General features: G+C 63.7%; 20 protein-coding genes. 19 read left to right on the top strand and 1 reads right to left on the bottom strand.

Going from position 1 to position 20,803, the window contains the following annotated elements:
• Positions 1–4 precede the first annotated feature (4 nt).
• Positions 5–1,003, top strand: a complete 999-nt coding sequence (locus BV908_RS06840; protein ID WP_103737622.1) for a tripartite tricarboxylate transporter substrate binding protein — start codon at positions 5–7, stop codon at positions 1,001–1,003.
• A gap of 27 nt (positions 1,004–1,030) precedes the next feature.
• On the top strand, positions 1,031–2,284 hold the full coding sequence (locus BV908_RS06835; RefSeq protein ID WP_246867461.1) for an amidase: 1,254 nt from the start codon (positions 1,031–1,033) through the stop codon (positions 2,282–2,284).
• Here the strand turns inward: BV908_RS06835 and BV908_RS06830 are convergent.
• A complete protein-coding gene (locus tag BV908_RS06830; protein WP_103737650.1) occupies positions 2,274–3,242 on the bottom strand; it encodes a GlxA family transcriptional regulator in 969 nt (322 codons plus the stop codon). The two genes, BV908_RS06835 and BV908_RS06830, sit on opposite strands and share 11 nt — an antisense overlap.
• A gap of 258 nt (positions 3,243–3,500) precedes the next feature.
• On the opposite strand from BV908_RS06830, the gene BV908_RS06825 reads away from it, so the two are divergent.
• The 17 genes from BV908_RS06825 to BV908_RS06745 all read left to right on the top strand — a co-directional run bounded on the left by BV908_RS06825 (position 3,501) and on the right by BV908_RS06745 (position 20,781).
• A complete protein-coding gene (locus BV908_RS06825; protein ID WP_246867460.1) occupies positions 3,501–4,226 on the top strand; it encodes a M24 family metallopeptidase in 726 nt (241 codons plus the stop codon).
• 225 nt (positions 4,227–4,451) lie between these two features.
• Positions 4,452–5,366, top strand: a complete 915-nt coding sequence (locus BV908_RS06820) for a LysR family transcriptional regulator (protein ID WP_103737620.1) — start codon at positions 4,452–4,454, stop codon at positions 5,364–5,366.
• A gap of 12 nt (positions 5,367–5,378) precedes the next feature.
• Positions 5,379–5,639 carry an EexN family lipoprotein gene (locus BV908_RS06815; protein ID WP_103737619.1) on the top strand — a complete coding sequence of 87 codons (261 nt, stop codon included), beginning with the start codon at positions 5,379–5,381 and terminating at the stop codon, positions 5,637–5,639.
• 235 nt (positions 5,640–5,874) lie between these two features.
• Positions 5,875–7,890, top strand: coding sequence for a conjugal transfer protein TraG (locus BV908_RS06810; RefSeq protein ID WP_103737618.1), 2,016 nt, complete (start codon positions 5,875–5,877; stop codon positions 7,888–7,890).
• Positions 7,887–8,345, top strand: coding sequence for a CopG family transcriptional regulator (locus BV908_RS06805; protein ID WP_103737617.1), 459 nt, complete (start codon positions 7,887–7,889; stop codon positions 8,343–8,345). The genes BV908_RS06810 and BV908_RS06805 overlap by 4 nt, the downstream gene beginning before the upstream one ends.
• Complete coding sequence (gene trbB, locus BV908_RS06800; protein WP_103737616.1) at positions 8,342–9,376, top strand: P-type conjugative transfer ATPase TrbB; 1,035 nt, start codon at positions 8,342–8,344, stop codon at positions 9,374–9,376. Before BV908_RS06805 ends, trbB begins: the two co-directional genes overlap by 4 nt.
• Positions 9,373–9,765 (top strand): TrbC/VirB2 family protein, encoded by a 393-nt coding sequence (locus BV908_RS06795; protein ID WP_103737615.1) that lies wholly within the window; start codon positions 9,373–9,375, stop codon positions 9,763–9,765. Before trbB ends, BV908_RS06795 begins: the two co-directional genes overlap by 4 nt.
• Positions 9,762–10,058, top strand: coding sequence for a VirB3 family type IV secretion system protein (locus BV908_RS06790; protein ID WP_103737614.1), 297 nt, complete (start codon positions 9,762–9,764; stop codon positions 10,056–10,058). The genes BV908_RS06795 and BV908_RS06790 overlap by 4 nt, the downstream gene beginning before the upstream one ends.
• 9 nt (positions 10,059–10,067) lie before the next feature.
• Positions 10,068–12,518 carry a conjugal transfer protein TrbE gene (trbE, locus tag BV908_RS06785; protein ID WP_103737613.1) on the top strand — a complete coding sequence of 817 codons (2,451 nt, stop codon included), beginning with the start codon at positions 10,068–10,070 and terminating at the stop codon, positions 12,516–12,518.
• Positions 12,515–13,240: a P-type conjugative transfer protein TrbJ gene (trbJ, locus tag BV908_RS06780; RefSeq protein ID WP_103737612.1), complete on the top strand. Its 726-nt coding sequence runs from the start codon at positions 12,515–12,517 to the stop codon at positions 13,238–13,240. The genes trbE and trbJ overlap by 4 nt, the downstream gene beginning before the upstream one ends.
• Before the next feature lie 11 nt (positions 13,241–13,251).
• Positions 13,252–14,586: a P-type conjugative transfer protein TrbL gene (gene trbL / locus BV908_RS06775; RefSeq protein WP_103737611.1), complete on the top strand. Its 1,335-nt coding sequence runs from the start codon at positions 13,252–13,254 to the stop codon at positions 14,584–14,586.
• Positions 14,587–14,598: 12 nt separating this feature from the next.
• Positions 14,599–15,303: a conjugal transfer protein TrbF gene (gene trbF, locus BV908_RS06770; protein WP_103737610.1), complete on the top strand. Its 705-nt coding sequence runs from the start codon at positions 14,599–14,601 to the stop codon at positions 15,301–15,303.
• A complete protein-coding gene (gene trbG / locus BV908_RS06765) occupies positions 15,300–16,286 on the top strand; it encodes a P-type conjugative transfer protein TrbG (protein ID WP_103737609.1) in 987 nt (328 codons plus the stop codon). Before trbF ends, trbG begins: the two co-directional genes overlap by 4 nt.
• A gap of 2 nt (positions 16,287–16,288) precedes the next feature.
• Positions 16,289–17,557, top strand: coding sequence for a TrbI/VirB10 family protein (locus tag BV908_RS06760; protein WP_103737608.1), 1,269 nt, complete (start codon positions 16,289–16,291; stop codon positions 17,555–17,557).
• Positions 17,554–17,799 carry a DUF2274 domain-containing protein gene (locus BV908_RS06755; protein ID WP_103737607.1) on the top strand — a complete coding sequence of 82 codons (246 nt, stop codon included), beginning with the start codon at positions 17,554–17,556 and terminating at the stop codon, positions 17,797–17,799. The genes BV908_RS06760 and BV908_RS06755 overlap by 4 nt, the downstream gene beginning before the upstream one ends.
• Before the next feature lie 445 nt (positions 17,800–18,244).
• Positions 18,245–19,690: an efflux transporter outer membrane subunit gene (locus BV908_RS06750; protein WP_246867459.1), complete on the top strand. Its 1,446-nt coding sequence runs from the start codon at positions 18,245–18,247 to the stop codon at positions 19,688–19,690.
• 20 nt (positions 19,691–19,710) lie between these two features.
• The gene (locus tag BV908_RS06745; protein ID WP_103737605.1) at positions 19,711–20,781 is read left to right on the top strand and encodes an HlyD family efflux transporter periplasmic adaptor subunit; all 1,071 of its coding nucleotides are present in this window, start codon (positions 19,711–19,713) and stop codon (positions 20,779–20,781) included.
• The last annotated feature ends 22 nt before the right edge of the window (positions 20,782–20,803 follow it).

The following is a 20,803-nucleotide window of genomic DNA, read 5'->3' as shown; positions in this document are numbered from 1 at the left end:
AACAATGGTTTCGCAAGCAACGCTGCGCCGCCGGGTTCTGTGGGGCCTATTGGGCGTGACGCTCAGCCCATCGGTGCTGGCCGCTGCGCCATCGGCATCCGGCTACCCCCAGCGCCCCGTGACCTTCATTTCCCCCTTCCAAGCGGGTGGCGCCACTGATTTGATGGCGCGTGTGCTGGCTCAAAAGCTCGGAGCAGCTTTGGGGCAGCCGTTCGTGGTGGAAAACCGAGTCGGCGCTACCGGCCTCATCGGGGAAACCGCCGTCATGCGTGCCAAACCCGACGGCTACACCATCCTCATCGCTAGCAACAGCAGCCATGTGATTGCGCCACTGCTACAGGCCAAGCGACCATTCCATCCGGTGAATGACTTTGAGCCGATCAGCATGCTCAGCAGCTATCCCTTGGCATTGACAGTGGCTGCGGGGTCGCCCTTCAAGTCGGTCTCCGATCTGCTTGCGCAAGCCAAAACAAAGCCTGGCACGCTCAACTTCGGCAGTGTGGGACAAGGCAGTGTCATTCACCTCGTGAGCGAGCAGTTCGCGCAGCAGGGGCAGGTCAAGCTCACACACATTCCATACAAGGGCACTCCTGCGTTGACCACGGCACTCCTGTCTGGAGAGATCGAGATGCGGTTTGACAGCGTGGGGTCCACCAAGCCACTGGTGGAGGCCGGCCGTGCCAAGGTATTGGCTGTCTCCGGGCCTACACGGTCTGCGCTGATGCCCCAGGTTCCCACGTTGCGCGAGGCTGGGGTCAGTGGCGTAGACGCCCTTGTATGGGTAGGAGCCTTTGCCCCTAAAGGCACGCCACAGCCGATCGTGGATCTCCTGCGCGAAAAAATGCAACTCTTGCTCCGCAACGATCCAGAAGTCAAGCGAGTGCTGGCCGACAACGGAATGGACCCCATCGGTTCGCACAGCACTGAATTCGCAAAGGCTATAGCGGACGAGTCCAACCGCTGGTCCCAACTGCTGAACCGGATCGACCTGCAACTCAATTGATCTAACTGGACAGGAAAATTTTCAGATATGCCTATGCTTGACAACGCGGATCGCAATGATTTGCTGCAACCGGGGCTTGGCGGAGCCTTTGTACGTGAGAGTTTCGGCACTCCTCCGCCTTTTACGCTGACTGGCAATGCCCTGGCCGGCATGCGCATGGGGGTCAAGGATGTATTCCTTGTGCAGGGTCAACGCATGGGGGGCGGAACGCCGGCCTGGGGAGCGCAACAACCTATCGCCAAAGAAAGTGCACCAGCGGTGCGACAGTGCCTGGAAGCAGGCGCGCACTGGATCGGTAAGACGGTCACGGACGAGCTGGCTTACAGCCTTGCAGGTATCAATCATCACTATGGCATGCCCCACAACGCCGGTGCGCCGGGGCGACTGCCAGGCGGTTCATCATCTGGCTCGGCTGCTGCCGTGTCCGCTGGCGACGTGGACTTCGCGCTCGGCACCGACGCCGGTGGTTCCTGCCGGTTGCCAGCTAGCTATTGCGGTGTCTGGGGCATCCGGACGACGCAAGGGCGCTTGCCGGGTGGGGGATTCAAACTGGCACCCAGCTTCGATACCGTCGGCTGGTTTGCAAGGTCCGGTGAAGACATGGCACGCATCCATGCCGTGATCGCCAATGAAGCTGTACAAGAGGCCATACCTAACCTGCGGATACTTCTGCTTGAAGACGCCCTGCATGCGTGTGACCCTGACGTTCGCACCATGTTCGTGGACGATTTGCAGCGACTCGGCCTGAATGGGCAGTGGTTACCTGCCGGCGAACTTCCTCTTGCACAGTGGGCGCAAGCCCACCGTATCCTGGCAGGAGCGGAAACTTGGAGCATCCACGGCGATTGGGTGACAGCACACGGCGCAGCATTGGGGGCTGATGTCCGCGCCCGGTTCGGGTTCGCTTCGCAAGCCGCTCAAGAAGACTTGGCGGTGTGGCAAACCGTCCGAGATGCCGCTACCCGCATGCTGGATAAGCTGTTCACGGATACAGGTGCATTCGTGCTGCTACCTACTGTTCCGGGGCCGGCGCCCATGCGCGATACCACGGCTCATGGATTGCAGCGCATGCGGGAAACGGCACAGCAGTTGCTCTGCATCGCAGGGCTGGCAGGGCTTCCGCAGGTGAGCTTTCCGTGGCGCAATGTGGATGGAGCACCGGTAGGCATGTCCATCATCGGTCCTCGCGATGCAGATGCACAGGTGTTGGCTGCAGCCATTGATTGCCACAAGCGCATGACAATCGATATTCCGGCAGCATCGAAAGACGCTATTCGTTGACGGGATTGAATGTGCTTCGGTACTGCTGAGGAGTGACGCCCACGCACCGCACAAAGGCTCTGCGCATGCGTTCTGAATCCACAAAGCCGCATTCAAAGGCAATCGTTTTCAAGGGCGTGGCGCTGCACTCCAGCATGGATCGGGCCGCATCCACACGTGCCCGTTCCACAAACTCCGAAGGCGTTATTTGAAGCTCTTTCAGAAACTGCCGGGAGAAGTTACGCACACTCATCTGTGCAACTTCCGCCAGCTCCGGCATCGAGAGAGGATTTCGCAGGTTTTCAAGCGCATGGCGCTGCGCTTTGGAAATCGGGGAATCAGCCTCCGCATAAACATTGATGTATGGACTGAACTGCGATTGCCCCCCGATTCTCTGCATCAGAACAATCAGGCGCTTGGCAACATTGAGGGAGATAAGGGAACCCTTATCCTGGCGCAGCAGAAAAAGCGAAAGATCGATGCCCGCAGTTACGCCGGCAGACGTATAAAGATTGCCGTCTTCAATATAAATTTTGTCTGGCAAGACATGGGCTGAGGGGCAGATTTTTTCAAGAATGCTGGCTGAATCCCAGTGTGTTGTTACGGTGCGATTGTCGAGAAGTCCCGCTCGTCCCAAAATGAAGGCGCCGTTGCAGATAGAGCCCAGGCGATTACATTTCTTGGAAAAATCACGTAGCCATCGAAAAAACTCAGGCGAAAAGTCTCGTTCGTGAAGATCGCTGCTGCCTCCAGCGACTAAAAGAGTATCAACCGGCTCTTTTACGTCGCTCCAGTGGTGATCGGCAAGCATGCGCAGGCCGTTAGAGCAGCGAATTAGGCTGGCATCCGCTCCAATGGTGATTAATCTATATCTCTCCTCCGGCAAGAGAAATAAATTGGACTCGGAAAACACGTCCATTGGGCCTGCAATATCCAACGATTGCGAGCTTTCAAAGATAATGATCCCGATGGTTTTCATGCGCACATTCTTGGGGTCAACGCCTAGTAGCTTCACAATCAACTACTGCTCTTGGCATATTAGCATTGATGCTCTGAGCACGGATGCTTGACGCTGCAATTATACAAAGCAGCGCCTTCTTGCCACGCTTTTGCCGAGCTTTCTGGCCGAATCTGTGGATCGCTTGGCCCGATACGATGGCAGTTGTACCTCCAATGCAGCCGTTCGCTTGCTAAGCTGTTTTTCCATCTGATGTCGGATATATGAATTGGCTCAGATATGTATGCCCAAAAAATCAGCAGCAAGGCAAATTCAATGATCGAATTCAATGCAAATCCTGCAGAGCGCGTAGGACCTGCTTTCTCCGTGGATGGAATGTTGGTCGCTCGTCAAAAAACGCAACAGGCCATTCGCGATATCTCTAAGAGAATTCTTCCCGGCATGATTGAGGAAGATGCTGTAGCCATGGCTAAGCAAGTTCTGCTGGACGCGGGCCTAGCCTTGAGTTGGCACCCGACACGAGTTCGCTTTGGCAGCAACACCACCAAACCGATGAGGGTGAACTCCGTCCCTGGTGTTGTGCTTCAAGAAAATGATATTTTCTTCTTGGACATTGCACCGCGCTTCAACGCCTGGGAGGGTGATGCCGGAAAAACATTCACGGTTGGTCAGAGTGCTCTTCAAGGGCGATGCGCTCAGGACGCCGAACGCCTTTTTCATGAAGTCAGGAGCGTTTGGGAAAAGAAAAAACTGACTGGGCGCGAGCTTTATGAATTCGCAAGAATAACTGCAGAATCTATGGGGTGGCGGCTAAATTTTGACTTACCTGGCCACAGGATTTCTGATTTTCCGCATGCAGCCATATACAAAGGGGATTTAGCGGAATATGAAGCACACCCATCTCCGATGCGATGGATATTGGAGATTCATATTCTTGATCCCGAAAACCGATTTGGCGCATTCTTTGAGGATATGCTGCTGGATTCCTCTTGTTGTCTTGAATAAATCTTCAAGATGGTTGGCGTATGAAAATTGAATTTGACGACATCAATTGGCAAAAATCTATAAATGTAGTTTTCATTGATTTTCAATGAAGTTGAGTGTTTGATGAGAAAACGCATAGCGGGATTTTTAGATAGGCGACGAATTTTCTTGCTTTGTTAAAACACTGAGCAGGAATTGCATCGAGGAGCAGGTGGTTCCAGCTCGGTATAAACAGAAGGCGGTTATATGGAGTTTCGTCATCTTCGCTGCTTTCTTGCCGTAGCTGAAGAGCTACATTTCGCACGAGCGGCAGAGAAGTTGCACATGGAGCAATCCCCGCTGTCGCGTGCCATTAAAGAATTGGAAGAGGAACTGTGCGTGCAACTATTCGTGCGCACCAGCCGCTGCACGCGGCTGACTCTTGCGGGCAAGCTGTTCCTGGAGCATGTGCCACGCATCTTCACTGTCGTAGAGCAGGCTCGTGAAAGCGTGAAAGCAGCTGCCAACGGTTTCCATGGTCAACTGCGCATTGCGCTGTCCGACGGCATCACCCCGTCACGCCTGCCGGCCTTGTTGGCCCGCTGCCGCGAAGAAGACCCCGAAATCGAGATCCGCCTGTTCGACGTGCCCCTGGCCCAGCAGATCAAGGGCCTGCATGATGACTTGTACGACGCTGGTTTCTCCATGGCCGAAGACGCCGGCGACGGTATCTTGGTTGAGCCTGTGTGGGACGATGAGCTGATGGTGGCCGTTCCGGCACGCCACCCCGTACTCAGTCACAAGCGTATTCCATTGGAAGAGGTGTTGCGCTACCCGTTGGCACTGGGCGATCCAGCCTTCTGCGAGGGGCATGCCCGCCAGGTAGATCGCTTCTTGCGCCAACAAGTGCAGGAGCCGCTGATCGCGCAGCGTGTGGCCACCTTCGATCTGATGATGGCGCTGGTGTCGGCTGGGCTTGCGTTGGGTTTGGCCGGTGCCGCACACATCGCCTCCAGCCGTGAGCCCAACATCGTGGGCCGTCCGCTGGCGGGCACGCCGCCCATGCTGACGACCTATCTCCTTCGCCGGGATGGCGAGCCCTCGCAGGCGCTGGCGCGCTTCATCGAGCGCTTGCAGTCCAATGGGACGAGCCAGGGCGAAGCGCTCAATGACGAGAAATAGCGGAGGTACGCCATGCGCGAATTCATGATGCTGCCCCTTGCGGCGGCCTTCTCTGTGGTGTTGGTCGGCTGCAGCAAGCCTGAGCCCACTGACACGGTGGAATCACTGACGGCCAACCCTGAGCGGCTCAAGGAACTTCGCCAGCAGTGCAAGCTGGATCGCGCCAAGCTAGGCGATGCGCTGTGCAACCGGGTGGCCGAAGCCACGCGCCGACGCTTCCTTGGTGAAGGGACAACGCCATACACCCCGTCTGAGAAACCACCGAAGTTCTGAAATGTCTGCTGCCTGCAACGCAGCACGATTTTCTTGCCCGATACGCCGCAATGCGCTTTTGCTTGCGGCGTTTTCGTTGTGTGCGCGCCTGCTTGAAATGATGTTCTTTTCAGCATCTCCATCCCGATAACGGTCTTTGACCGGCACTGACCCGACCACTGATCCTGACGCCTACGGCACGTTGTTGTGCCACTTCCAACAGGGAATCAGCGCAGAAGAAATCGGAGGCAAGGTTATGCAAGGGACGAACGTGCTGTTCGGTCAGATTGCCGTGGTATTCGGCATCGTGATCGCTGGCGTATGGAGCGCCACGCAATGGACAGCAGCGGCCCTTGGCTATCAAGTACGCCTTGGCTCGCCCTGGTTCGACTTCCTTGGCACGTCGATCTACCACCCCTGGAAACTGTTTGAGTGGTGGTTCTTCTTCGGCGCCTATGCACCTGAAGTATTCGACACCGGCGGCGCCATTGCCGGCGCCAGCGGCATGGTCGCCGTGGGCGTTGCCATCGCCATGTCGGTCTGGCGCTCGCGCCAAGCGCGCCTCGTCACGACCTACGGCTCTGCGCGCTGGGCTAACGCGCAGGACATTCGCAAGGCGGGCCTCACGCAACCAGCCGGCGTGTTCCTGGGCCAGCACGACCGCCAGTACCTGCGGCATGAAGGCCCGGAACACGTCCTGACCTTCGCGCCTACGCGCTCGGGCAAGGGCGTGGGCCTGGTGGTGCCCACCTTGTTGAGCTGGCCGGCATCGGCAGTCATCCACGACATCAAGGGCGAGAACTGGCAGATCACCGCAGGCTGGCGCAGCCGTTTCAGCCACTGCCTGCTGTTCAACCCCACGGATGCGAAGTCGGCGGCCTACAACCCGCTGCTGGAGGTACGGCGCGGTGCGCATGAAGTGCGCGATGTGCAGAACATCGCGGACATCCTGGTCGATCCCGAAGGCGCGCTGGAGAAGCGCAACCATTGGGAGAAGACTTCACATGCGCTGCTGGTCGGCGCGATCCTGCATGTGCTCTACGCGGGCGAAGACAAGACGCTGCGCGGCGTCGCCAATTTCCTGTCCGACCCGGCCAGCCCCTTCGAGCTGACCTTGCACCGGATGATGACCACGCCACACCTCGTGAATGAGGAAGGTGGTGGGCCGCATCCGGTGGTGGCTTCAGCGGCGCGCGAAGTGCTCAACAAGAGCGACAACGAACGCTCGGGCGTGCTGTCCACGGCTATGTCGTTCCTCGGCCTGTACCGCGATCCCACGGTGGCCGAAGTCACCTCGCGCTGTGACTGGCGCATCGCTGATCTGATCTCGGCCGAGCATCCGGTATCGCTGTACCTCGTGGTGCCGCCTTCGGACATCTCACGGACGAAGCCGCTCATTCGCCTGATCCTCAACCAGATCGGGCGGCGTCTTACCGAATCGCTGGACGGCTCCGACGGGATAGCGCGCCGTCACAAGCTGCTGCTGATGCTCGATGAGTTCCCGGCGCTGGGGCGCCTGGATTTCTTCGAGACGGCCTTGGCCTTCATGGCGGGCTACGGCATCCGCAGCTTCCTCATCGCGCAGTCACTCAACCAGATCGACAAGGCCTACGGCCAGAACCATTCGATCCTCGACAACTGCCATGTGCGCGTGACCTTCGCCACCAACGACGAACGCACGGCCAAACGCATTTCCGAAACGTTGGGCACGGCCACCGAACTGCGCGCGCAGCGCAACTACGCGGGCCATCGGCTCGCGCCGTGGCTGGGCCACCTGATGGTGTCGCGCCAGGAAACCGCGCGCCCGCTGCTGACGCCGGGCGAAGTGATGCAGCTACCACCCGACGAGGCCGTGGTGATGGTGTCCAGCATGGCGCCGATCCGTGCGAAGAAGCTGCGCTATTACGCGGACGCCAATTTCAAGCGCCGCGTGCTGTCGCCGCCAGTGCTAGCGGACGGGCAGTACGCCGACGTGCCGCCGCAGCGCCCGGACGACTGGAGCAGCCTGGCGATTCCTGCCGTGCCGGTCGCTTCCGCGTCCGCGTCCGAAGCCACCGACGGCTTCGCTGCGTCCGACGACGGCGGGCCACGCCGCCAGCCCGAACTAACTGAGGCCGTCGCCTACGACCCCGAGCTGGCCGCGTCCGTCGCCGACCTCGCGCTGCTCGATGACGACGACTCGCCGCTTCCCCTTCCGCGCCAGCTCGATCCGGCCCTGCAGCGCACGGCCCGGCTGGCATCCCTTGACCCTGACGACGGAATTGACCTATGACCCAACACCGCCTCAATGTCTTCATCCAACCCGAACACGGCAAACGACTCGATGAACTGGCTGCCACCAAGGGCGTTTCCAAGTCCAGCATCGTCGCTGCCGCCTTAGCGTCCTGGCTGTCGCCCGACACGGGTGACCAGCGCGAAGCGGCCATCGCCAAGCGGCTGGATCGCCTGTCTCGCCACGCCGAACGGCTGGAGCGCGACCAGAACATCCAGATCGAGACTCTGGCACTGTTCATCCGCTACTTCCTGACCGTCAGCACACCCGTGCCGGAAGCCCATCAGGAAGCGGCCCGCGCTCAGGGCAAGGCGCGCTTCGAGCAGTTTGTCGAACAGCTTGGCCGCCACCTGCTGCGCGGGCGCAGTCTGGTAAGGGGCGTGGTGGAGGAACTGCACCCTGATCCGATGCGGATGGAGGAGGTGCCGCAGCACACGGGGGAGCGTTCGTCATGAGCGCCGTTCCATCCTTCACTGCTGTTTCGCTGGACCGACGCATCCAGATGCTGCGCACGGCGATGGGGCCGTTGATCGCCTCCGCGCTCGAAGACCCGGACGTGGTGGAAATCATGCTCAACCCGGATCGAACCTTGTGGATCGACCGGCTTTCATCGGGGCGCTCACCGATGGGCGTGGAGCTGTCCGAAGCAGACGGCGAACGCATCATCCGCCTTGTGGCCGCCCATGTCGGTGCCGAGGTGCATCGCGGCCAACCGCTGTTGACAGCAGAGCTGCCGGAAACCGGCGAACGCTTCGAGGGCATCCTGCCACCGGCCGCGCCGGGGCCGGCCTTCGCCCTGCGCAAGCGCGCTGTCGGTGTGATCCCGCTGTCGCGCTACATCGAGGACGGAATGATGACCGCCGCGCAGGCGGGCTTGCTGGTGCACGCCGTGCGCGAGCGCCAGAACATCCTGATCGCCGGCGGCACCAGCACGGGCAAGACCACGCTCGCCAATGCGTTGCTGGCCGAAATCGCCGCCACCGGCGACCGCGTGCTGGTGCTCGAAGACACGGTGGAGCTGCAATGCGCGGCCCGCGACCACGTCCCGCTGCGCACGCGGCAGGGCGTCGTGTCCATGACGGAGCTGGTGCGATCGTCCATGCGCCTGCGGCCGGATCGCGTCGTCGTCGGCGAGGTGCGCGGCGCCGAGGCGCTGGATCTCATCAAGGTCTGGGGCACCGGCCATCCGGGCGGCATCGCCACGATCCACGCCGGCTCCGCGCTGGGCGCGCTGCTGCGTCTGGAGCAACTGATTCTCGAAGTGGCGGTGAACCCGCCCCGTGCGCTGATCGCCGAAGCGGTCAACGTGGTGATCCACATCGCCGGACGCGGGCGTAAGCGCCGCATCGAGAGCATCGCCCGCGTCGTCGGCTTCGACGGCGTGGGCTACCAACTGGCGGATGCGCTGGAGGCTCCATTTCCGGAGCTGCTGCCGCAGTCCGACCTTTCCTCCCTGTCCCCTGACCACTCTGGAGAACTGCCATGACGCAGATGATCGTTCCTGCTTTCCGTATTTCCGCAAATCCGTTTCCTCGCCGCTCCGGCTCCGCGCGACTGGATGGCCTGGCTCGTCCGGCCCTGCAGGGTCTGGTGCTGGCGGCGCTGATGCTGCTGCTCGCGGGCACGGCCCAGGCCGCGGGTTCCTCGATGCCCTGGGAAGGGCCGCTGCAATCCATCCTCGAATCCATCCAGGGGCCGGTGGCCCGGATCATCGCGGTCATCATCATCATCGCCACGGGCCTGGCGCTGGCCTTCGGCGATACCTCGGGCGGTTTCCGCAAGCTGATCCAGATCGTCTTCGGTCTGTCGATCGCGTTTGCCGCGTCCTCGTTCTTCCTGTCGTTCTTCAGCTTCTCGGGCGGGGCGGTCGTATGAACGCGGCCCACGATGGCGTGCAGGGGTTCGCTTCCGGCTTCGCCCCTGGTTTCGAGATTCCGCTGCACCGTTCGCTGACCGAGCCGATCTTGATGGGCGGTGCCCCACGCACCGTGGCCATCACCAACGGCACGCTGGCCGCCGCCGTGGGCCTGGGCTTGCAGATGTGGATTCCCGGCGTGGTGCTCTGGATCGCCGGCCATTCGCTGGCGGTTTGGGGCGCACGTGTCGATCCGCAGTTCATGCAGGTCTTCGCCCGCCACATCAAGCACCGACCGCTGCTGGACGTGTAGGGGGATGCCATGCTGAACCTTGCCGAATACCGCCAGCGGCCCGCGCTGCTGGCCGACTGGTTGCCCTGGGCTGGCCTTGTTGGGCTTGGCATCGTCTTGAACAAGGACGGCAGTTTCCAGCGCACGGCACGCTTTCGTGGGCCTGATCTGGATAGCGCCACACAGGGCGAGTTGATTTCCACGTCGGCGCGGCTGAACAACGCGCTGCGCCGGCTGGGTTCGGGCTGGGCCTTGTTCATCGAGGCCGAGCGCCACCCAGCGGCGGACTATCCGCACTCGGAGTTTCCCGAGCCACTGTCGTGGCTGGTCGATGAAGAGCGTCGCGCGGCCTTCGAGGACTCTGGCAACCACTTCGAGAGCGGCTACCACTTCACGCTGGTGTACCTGCCTGCTGAGGAATCACGCGCTCGCGCAGCGGGCCTGCTGTACGAGAACCGCCCCACCGAAGGCGTGGACTGGCGCGAGCGGCTGCAAGCCTTCGTCGCGGAGACGGATCGCGTCTTCGATCTGCTCGACGGAGTGATGCCGGAGATCGCGTGGCTCGATGATGGGCAGACGCTGACCTATTTGCACTCGACTATCTCCACGCGGCGCTACCGCGTGGGCGTGCCCGAGGTGCCATTCCACCTGGATGCGCTGCTGGCCGACGCACCGCTGATCGGGGGGCTGGCGCCGATGTTGGGCGACCAGCACCTGCGGGTGGCGACGGTGCGGGGCTTTCCGAGCTCGACCTGGCCGGGGATTTTGGACGACCTCAACCGCCTCGGCTTTGCCTATCGTTGGTCAACCCGGTTCCTCTGCATGGACAAAGCCGATGCGGAAAAGGAGCTTTCCCGCCTGCGCCGCCAATGGTTCGCCAAGCGCAAGAACGTGATCGCGCTGTTGCGCGAAACGATCTTCCAGCAGGAAAGCCCGCTGGTCGATACCGATGCCAGCAACAAGTCGGCCGACGCCGACGCCGCGTTGCAGGAACTGGGCAGCGATCAAGTCGCCTTTGGCTACCTGACGGCGACTGTCACCGTCATGGACACCGATGCCGCCGTGGCCGACGAGAAACTGCGCATGGCGGAGCGCGTCATCCAGGGGCGCGGCTTCGTGACGATGCCCGAGACCTTGAATGCGGTCGATGCCTGGCTGTCGTCGATTTCGGGTCATGCCTACGCCAACGTGCGCCAGCCCATCGTCTCGACGCTGAACCTGGCGCACCTGATGCCGGTGTCGGCGGTCTGGGCCGGCCCCGAGCGCAATGACCATCTCGACGGACCGCCGCTGATCGTGACCCGCACCGAAGGCGCGACGCCGTTCCGGCTGGTCACGCACATCGGCGACGTGGGCCATACGCTAGTGGCCGGCCCGACCGGCATGGGCAAGTCGGTGCTGCTCGCCACCTTGGCGATGCAGTTCCGCCGCTATCGCGGCTCGCGCATCTTCGCCTTTGACATGGGGCGCTCCATGCGCGCCACCATCCTGGGCCTGGGCGGCGAGCACTACGACCTTGGAATGGATGGCGAGATCGCTTTCCAACCCTTGGCCCGTATCGACCGCGAGGGCTACCGCACCTGGGCGGCCGAGTGGGTTGAGGGGCGGTTGCTGCACGAAGGCGTGGCTGTTGGCCCCGAGGAGAAGGCGGCCATCTGGTCGGCGCTGGGGAGCCTGGCCGGTGCTCCGCTGGAGCAGCGCACGATGACCGGCTTGTCGGTGCTGCTGCAATCGAACGCGCTGCGCCAGGCGCTCGCGCCCTATGTGCTCGGCGGCGCGCACGGCAAGCTGCTGGATGCGGATTCGGACCGTCTGGGCGCTGGCTCCGTGCAGTGCTTCGAGATGGAAGAGCTGATGCACAGCAAGGCTGCCGTCATGGCCGTGCTGCACTACCTCTTTGCGCGCTTCGATGAACGCTTCGACGGTGCGCCCACGCTGCTGATCCTCGATGAAGCGTGGCTGTTCCTCGATGACCCGGTGTTCGCGGCGCGCATCCGCCAGTGGCTCAAGACGCTGCGCAAGAAGAACGTCAGCGTCATCTTCGCCACGCAATCGCTCGCAGACATCAAGGATTCGAGCATCGCGCCCGCGATCATCGAGAGCTGCGCGAGTCGGATTTTTCTGCCGAATCCGCAAGCGATGGAGCCGCAGATTCGCACGATCTACGAGGGCTTCGGGCTGAACTCGCGCCAGATTCAGATCGTCGCCACGGCAGTTCCGAAGCGCGACTACTACTACCAATCCCGTCTCGGCAACCGCCTGTTCGATCTCGACCTGGGGCTGGCAACGCTGGCCTTCGCGGGCGCATCCACGCCGCAAGACCAGCGCGACATCGACGCGGTGCTCGCTGCGGCCACCACCTCCACGCCTTCCGCTTCCACCCTGTTTGCAGCCGCGTGGCTGCGCCACCGCGGCCTGCATTGGGCCGCCGAGCTGTTGTCCTCGTTCCCGTCCCCTCAAACACAGGAGAACCCATCATGAAGAAGCGTCTTGTCGCTGCCGCCATCGCGGCCGTGCTTTGCACCACCACCGCCCATGCGCAATGGGTCGTGATCGACCCCACGAACCTGATCCAGAACACGCTGACGGCCATCCAGACGCTGGAGCAGATCTACAACCAGATCAAGCAGCTTGAGAACGAGGCCCAGATGCTGAGGAACCAGGCACGCAATCTGGCGAGCCTGCCGTCCAGCGTCGTCGGCCAGTTGCGCGCCAACCTGGCGCTGACCCAGCGGCTGATTGACCAGGCCAAGGGCCTGGCCTATGACGTGGTGAACCTGGACAAGGAGTTCAAGCGCCTGTATCCCGAGCAGTACGCCGCCACCGTGAGCGGCGACCAGATGTACCGGGATGCGCAGGAACGTTGGAAGAACACGCTCACCAGCTTGCAGACCACCATGCAGATGCAAGCCCAGGCCTCGCAGAACCTCAAGGATGACGAAGGTGTGCTGGCCGACTTGGTGGGCAAGAGCCAGTCCGCCGTCGGTGCGCTGCAAGCCATGCAGGTCATGAACCAGTTGCTGGCCTTGCAGGCCAAGCAATCCATTCAGACGCAGCGCCTGCAGCTCACGCAGGATCGCGCGGCCTCGCTGGAACAGGCCCGGCAGGCGGCCGCGGCCGAGCGTGGGCGTGAAGTGCGGCGGCGCTTCATTGGCGACGGCACGCCGTACACGCCACAGACCGTCCATTTCTACGGCAACTGACGGGTACGGCCATGAATGACGTGACGGTCATTGACCGATTCCTCGACACGTTCTCGCGCTACATCGACTCGGGCTTTGGGCTGCTGCAGGGCGAAGTGGCGTTCCTCACGGCCACGCTGATCGTCATTGACATGACGCTCGCCGGGCTGTTCTGGGCACTTGGCCATGCCAGCGGCCAGGGCGAAGACGTGATCGCCAAGCTGCTGCGCAAGGTGCTGTACGTGGGCGCCTTCGCCTACATCATCGGCAACTTCAACATGCTGGCCGGCGTGGTATTCCGCTCGTTCGCCGGCTTGGGCCTGACGGCCAGCGGCTCGACCTTGAGCATGGACAACTTTCTGCAACCGGGCCACCTGGCCAAGGTGGGCGTGGAAGCTGCGGCGCCCATTTTCAAGCAGATCGGCGACTTGGCAGGCTTCCCCGAGGTGTTCGTCCACATCGACCTGATCGTGGTGCTGTTCTTCGCCTGGCTGGTGGTCATCGTCAGTTTCTTCGTGCTGGCGGTGCAGCTCTTTGTCACGCTGATCGAGTTCAAGCTGACCACGCTGGCGGGCTTCGTTCTGGTGCCGTTCGCGCTCTGGAACAAAACGGCGTTCCTGGCCGAGAAGGTGCTGGGCAACGTGGTGTCCTCGGGCATCAAGGTGCTGGTGCTCGCCGTCATCGTGGGCATTGGCTCGGGCTTGTTCGCCGAGTTCAAGATTCCCGCTGGGGCAGAGCCCTCTATCGACAACGCTCTGGTCATCATGCTGGCCTCGCTGTCCATGCTCGCACTGGGCATCTTCGGGCCGGGCATTGCGACTGGGCTGGTGTCCGGTGGGCCGCAGCTTGGCGCTGGGGCGATGGCCGGTGCTGCCATCGGCGCGGCCGGAACTGCTGTGGCCGTCGGTGCCGCGGCCTCTGGGGTGGGTAGCGCCGTAGCGGCTGGAGCGCGCATGGCACCGGCCGCCGCTCGCTCGATGGCATCGACCGCAGGCAGCGCCAAGTCGGCCTATCAGGCCGGCTCCGCTTCGGCCGGTGGCGGCCTCAAGGGCGCCGCCGCTGGCGTGGGCAATGTTGCCAAGACCGGCGCCCAAGCGGCCGGGCAGAAGGTGGCCGATGGGGCGCGCTCAATGAAGGAGCGCATGGCGGCGGCCTTTCGGCCCGATGACGCGCCGGCCTCCGGCGCCGCACCCGCCGGCCCTGACGCTGCCGGATCGGCTCCGTCTGCCGAACAACCCGCCTGGGCTAAGCGCCTGCATCGCAGGCAGCAGCTCACCCATGCCGCGACGACCGCCGCCCACACGCTGCGTAGCGGCGATGGCGGCAGTTCCAGCCAAGGCCCGAGCCTGCGTGATTCCGACTCATAAGGAGAAAAGACCATGCGATTCAAACGACCGCAGGTGCGCTATAGCGACACGCCGCAGCCTGCCACTCCGTACCAATCCGCTGCCCAGGTCTGGGACGAGCGCATCGGCTCGGCCCGCGTGCAGGCGAAGAACTGGCGCTTCATGGCTTTCGGCTGTCTTACGCTGGCCGTGCTGATGGCCGGTGGCCTTGTGTGGCGCTCGGCGCAGTCCATCGTGACGCCTTACGTCATCGAGGTGGACAACGCGGGCCAGGTGCGTGCTGTGGGCGAAGCCGCCACGCCGTACCAGCCCAGCGATGCCCAGGTGGCCTACCACCTGGGCCGCTTCATCGGCCTGGTGCGCTCGCTGTCCATCGATCCCATCGTGGTGCGGCAGAACTGGCTCGATGCCTACGACTACACCACGGACAAGGGGGCCGTGGTGCTCAACGAGTACGCGCGGGTGAACGATCCGTTCTCGCGCATCGGCAAGGAGTCGGTGACGGTGCAGATCAGCAGCGTGACCCGTGCCAGTGAGTCGTCTTTCAACGTGCGCTGGACGGAGACGCGCTTCGTCAACGGTGCGCTGGATCGCACCGAGCGCTGGAACGCGGTGGTGTCCACCGTGCAGCAAACCCCGCGCACCGAGCAGCGCGTGCGCAAGAACCCGCTGGGTATCTACGTCAACGGCCTGTCATGGAGCCGTGAACTGGATTCTTCCGAAGGAGCAAAACCATGAACGTGCCTTTCCGCTTTTGTGCTTCCATGCTGACATTCGCCGCCCTCGCGGGCTGCGCCACGCAGGGCAAGCCGCCGTCGATCTTGCTGGATGAACCCGTGCAGGCCCAGCCGCTGCCGGAGGTGCCAAAGCCCGTGGAGGTGGTCAGCGTGCCCGAACCGCTGGCGCTTCCTGGCCAGATGAAGCCGTTGCCTGGCACGGCGGATGCCAAGGCATCGCCGGAACCTACCGACGAGAAACTGCGCGTATCACGGGCCAATGCCGAGGCGCGCATTGCACCCACGCGCGAGGGCTACGTGAACGCCATTCAAGTGTGGCCCTTTACCGATGGCGCGCTGTACCAGGTCTATGCGGCCGTGGGCCGAGTGACGGTGGTTACGCTGCAGCCCGGCGAGGAACTGGTGACCGTGGCCGCGGGTGATACCGTGCGCTGGATCGTGGGCGACACGTCCAGCGGCTCCGGCGCGGACTTGCGGGTCAATGTGATGGTCAAGCCGATCCGCTCGGGCCTCAAGACGAATCTGGTCATCACCACCAGCCGTAGGACATATCTGCTGGAGCTGACCTCGACCGAGAAGACGTGGATGGCGTCGGTGTCCTGGGAGTATCCGAAAGACAAGATGCTGGCCTTGCAGCGCCAGGCGCAGGCGGCGAGTGCTGCCGCGCCGGTCGATAGCGGGCTGTCGCTGGAGAAGATCCGATTCCGCTACGCGGTCAGCGGCAGCAATCCGCCGTGGAAGCCGCTGCGTGCCTTCGACGATGGCGAGAAGGTCTACATCCAGTTCCCGCCGGGCATCGCCCAGGGCGAGCTGCCGCCGCTGTTCGTCATCGGCGCGCAGGGGGATGGGCAGTTGGTCAACTACCGCTTCCGCTCGCCGTACTACATCGTGGATCGCCTGTTCGGCGCGGCTGAGCTGCGTCTTGGAGGTGACAAGGGCGACGTGGTGCGGATCGAGCGCACGGATGGCACGCGGAGGAATTGACCATGCAGCAAGACGATTCTCCTGAACTTGCCACGTCGTCGGCGGGCAAGGTCGCGCCTGAGGCGGTGGCGCTGCGCGCCCAGCCGCGATCGGTCACGCGCCTGAACCGGCGCACGTTGGCCATCCTCACGGGTGGCTTGTCGGTCGCCGTGCTCGGGGCCACGATCTGGTCATTGCAGCCGCACCGGCGCGGGAGCGGGCAGAACGAGCTGTACAACGTGGATCGCGTGTCCAAGTCCGAGGGGTTGGATGGGCTGCCTTCGGATTACTCCAAGCTGCCGAAGGTGCCAGAGCTGGGGCCGCCGCTGCCGGGCGATTTGGGGCCGGCCATCGTGGCATCGCAGCAGCCTACGTACATGCCGCCGGGCCATGATCCCGCCGATGCCTTGCGCAAGGAGGCAGAAGCTGCGGCGGCTTCGTCGGTGTTCTTCCGCTCGGGCAAGCCCGGACAAGCCGCTGGCGCTGTCGCGCAGACGGCGCCCGGTGCCCTCAATACACCCAGCATGGCCAGCGCCTTGGCGGGGTTCGACCCGATGGCGGCTGGCCCAGCTTCGACGGCGGCCCAGCCTGCCGATCCGGCCGCCGTGCAGAACCGGCAGGAGCAGAAGGAAGCCTTCCTGAAAGGCGGTTCTACGGAAACCCGTAATTCTGGCCATCTCCAAATGCCGACCTCGCCGTACCAGGTCATGGCCGGAACGGTGATAGCGGCAGCGCTGGTGACGGGGATCAAGTCCGATCTGCCGGGCGATGTGATTGCCACGGTGACGGAGCCGGTCTACGACACGGCCACGGGCAAGTTCCTGCTGATCCCGCAGGGCTCGCGCATCCTCGGGCGCTACAACAGCCAGGTGAGCTATGGGCAGAGCCGAGTGCAGATGGTGTGGAACCGCATCATCCTGCCGGACACGTCCTCGCTGACACTGGACAACCTCGTGGGCACCGATCCGGCCGGCTATGCCGGTCTGGAGGATGACGTGGATCGGCATTGGGGCCGCATCTTTGCCGGGGCGGCGCTGACCACGCTGCTGGGCATTGGCGCCGAGCTGGCGGCGCCGGAGAACCGGCAAAACGGCAACCGCATCGTCATCGCCGGGCGCGATGGTCTGCAGGACAGTGTGAACCAGGTGGGGCAAGAGATGACCCGGCGCAACATGAACATCCAGCCGACGCTGACGGCGCGGCCGGGCTTGCCGGTCCGGGTGATCGTGAACCGCGATTTACAGCTTCGTCCTTACCAGCCAATGTTCTTCAACCGAGGGGCCATGCGATGAACACAACGAAAAAGCTGCGGCTCGGGCCGCTCCCCAAACTCGAATCCACGAAACTGACCTTCGCGTGCCCGCTCAGCTTGAAGCAGGATCTTGACCGCTATGCCGCGCTGCACGCCCAGGCGTATGGCGAAGCGGTCGATGTGACAACGTTGATCCCGCACATGCTGGCCGCGTTCATGGCGGGGGATCGTGGATTCAGGAAAGGAGACAAGATCAAGGCACCTTCTCCGAAGCCGGGCTGACGCTGTCCCGTTTCGTGATTGGCCTCATCTCAAACGCGCAGCTCAAAGCTGCGCGTTTGCATTCCAGCTTTTGTGCAGGATGTTTGCTGAAATGCTCTTGGCTTTGCTGCCGCGATGCTCCCATGTGGCTCCTGGCCTATAAAGCAAGAGAACGTCTGGATGCCAGCAATCCGAGCTAACCTCTTGTCTACTCAGCCCTTTCTTGCCAATGTCATTTCTCATCAGGGGCTTGACAGCGGACATTTTTCATGGCCGCCCATTGCCCCTCGCTGTGCGCAGGCATGACTCCCCGCCCACCGCTCACTTGATTCGCCTCAAGGCACGGCGCGACGCGCCGGCCCATACTGGCTGTCATCTCATTTCGATAGCATGGTGGCCCGCAATGGGGCGCCCAACGGACCGGGCGCTGCGAACGAAATTGCGGATTACCATCGCCGGCCTGCGTATGCCCTTCGCCCTCCCCGCCCTCGTGTCGCTCCTTGACAGCCCAGCGCTGCGCACGGGCCTGCTCGGGATCTGCGTCACAGTCGCCGGATGCATGGCAGGGGTGCGAACGGACGTGCCCTCCCCTGCGCTGCTGCCCGCCGCATGGCCCGCGCCACCCGTCGCCTTCAATGACAGCACCGTCAGCGTTGACGATCAGGCCGAGTGGGGGATGTTCTACCGCGACCCCACACTGCAAGGCCTGGTGCGCCAGGCGCTCGAGAACAACCGCGACCTGCGCCTGGCAATGCTGCGCGTGGACGAGGCGCGCGCCGCCCTGGGCCTGCAGTCCGCCGAACGCTGGCCGACCCTGGCCGTGGGCAGCAGCCACACCCGCGCACGCGTGCCGGGGGACCTGAACGTGAGCGGCCGCGCCGTCACCACCGGCGAGCACCGCGTGGGCCTTGCCATCAGCAACTGGGAGCTGGATCTGTGGGGCCGCGTGCGCAGCCTGGAGGCGGCAGCGCAGCAGGCCTACTTCGCCTCCGCCGAAGGCAGCCGCGCCGCCCAGGCCGCACTGGTGAACCAGGTGGCACGCAACTACCTCGCATGGCGCGAAACGCAGGAACGCATCGCGCTGACAGAAGACACCATCGCCACGCGCCGCGAGAGCCTGCGCATCTTCGGGCGCCGCCACGCGGCCGGCGCCATCTCGCGCCTGGCGCTGACGCAGGTGGAATCTCTGCTGTACCAGGCCGAATCCATCGGCACCCAGCTCGCGCAGCAGCAGGCACTGCAGGCCCATGCGCTGGCGCAGCTCGTGGGCGTACCGTGGGATGCGCTGGCCCTGGCGCCGCCCCAGGCTGCCGTCGCCCTTCCCACCGTGCCCGCGGGATTGCCTTCCGACCTGCTGCTGCGCCGCCCCGACATTGCCGCCGCCGAGCACACCCTGCACGCCGCCAACGCCCGCGTGCAAGCCGCGCGCGCAGCGTTCTTTCCGCGCATCGCTCTGACCACGAGTGCGGGCACCGCCAGCGCGCACCTGGACGGCCTGTTCGACAGCGGCAGCCGCGCCTGGACGTTCGCTCCCAGCATCTCTGTGCCGCTCTTCGACGGCGGGCGCCTGCAGTCCAACCTGGATCTGAGCGCCGCACGCCAGAACATCGCTGTGGCCGACTACGAAAAGACCGTGCAGACGGCCTTCCGCGAAGTGTCAGACGCGTTGGCCACGCGCGCCACGGCAGCGCGCCAGATCACGCTGCAGCAGGCCCAGCGCGACGCCTTGCATGAACGCGCACGTTTGGCGCAACTGCGCTACGACCACGGTGCCACGCCCTACTTCGAAGTGCTGGATGCCCAGCGCGACCTGCTGGCCGCCGAGCAGCAACTCGTGCAGGCACGCTATGCGCTGCAGGCCGCACACATCGCCGTCTATGCCGCGCTGGGCGGCGGCGCGCCCGCGCGCTGACAACCCAACGGGACCCTCGCATGACCATTCCCAAGAAAATCCTCATCGCCGCAGCCGCAATCGCTGCCATCGCCGCACTGGGCGGCTACGCCTGGCTGCAGTGGAAGGAAACGCAGCAGAACGCCGGCCTTGTGGGCGGCAACGGGCGCATCGAGGCCACCGAGGTGGACGTGGCCACCAAGTACGCCGGCCGCGTGGCCGAGATCCTGGTGCAGGAAGGCGACTTCGTGCAGGCCGGCCAGACACTGGCGCGCATGCAGGTGGACAGCCTGCTGGCCCAGCAGCGCGAGGCCGAGGCCAGCCGCGACCGCGCCCTGCAGGCCGTGGCCTCCGCGCGCGCCCAGGTGGCACTGCGCGAGAGCGAGCACACGGCCGCCCAGGCCCTGATCGCCCAGCGCGAGGCCGACCTGGACGCCGCTCAGCGCCGCGCGGCACGGTCGGAGACGCTGGCGCGCGAGGGCGCATCCTCCGAGCAGGAACTGGACGATGACCGGGCCCGCGTGCGCAGCGCACAGGCCGCGCTGAAGGCCACGCAGGCACAGGCGCAGGCCGCGGGCGCGGCCATCGTTGCCGCGCGCACCCAGGTGGCCGGCGCCGAATCGGCGGTAAAAGCCGCCGATGCGACCGTGCAGCGCATCAACGCCGACCTGGCCGACAGCGAACTCGCCGCGCCGCGCGATGGACGCGTGCAGCTGCGCCTGGCCCAGCCCGGCGAGGTGCTGGGCGGCGGCGGCAAGCTGCTGAACCTGGTGGACCTGACCGACGTGTACATGAGCTTCTTCCTGCCCGAGACCGTGGCCGGCCGCGTGGCGCTGGGAACCGAGGTGCGCATCGTGCTCGACGCCGCACCGCAGTATGTGATCCCGGCCAAGGTGTCGTTCGTCGCCAGCACGGCACAGTTCACGCCCAAGACCGTGGAGACGGCCAGCGAGCGGCAAAAGCTCATGTTCCGCGTGCGCGCGCGCATCGCCCCCGAGCTGCTGCGCAAGCACATCACGCAGGTGAAGACCGGCCTGCCCGGCCAGGCCTGGATCAAGCTGGACGCGGGCCGCGACTGGCCGGCGCACCTGCACAACGTCGTGGCCCCCTGACGGACCGTAACGCCCGGCTGCT

The organism is Diaphorobacter sp. LR2014-1, from assembly GCF_002916785.1.
Lineage (GTDB): Bacteria > Pseudomonadota > Gammaproteobacteria > Burkholderiales > Burkholderiaceae_C > Diaphorobacter > Diaphorobacter nitroreducens.
This window is presented reverse-complemented; position numbering and strand designations above follow the sequence as displayed.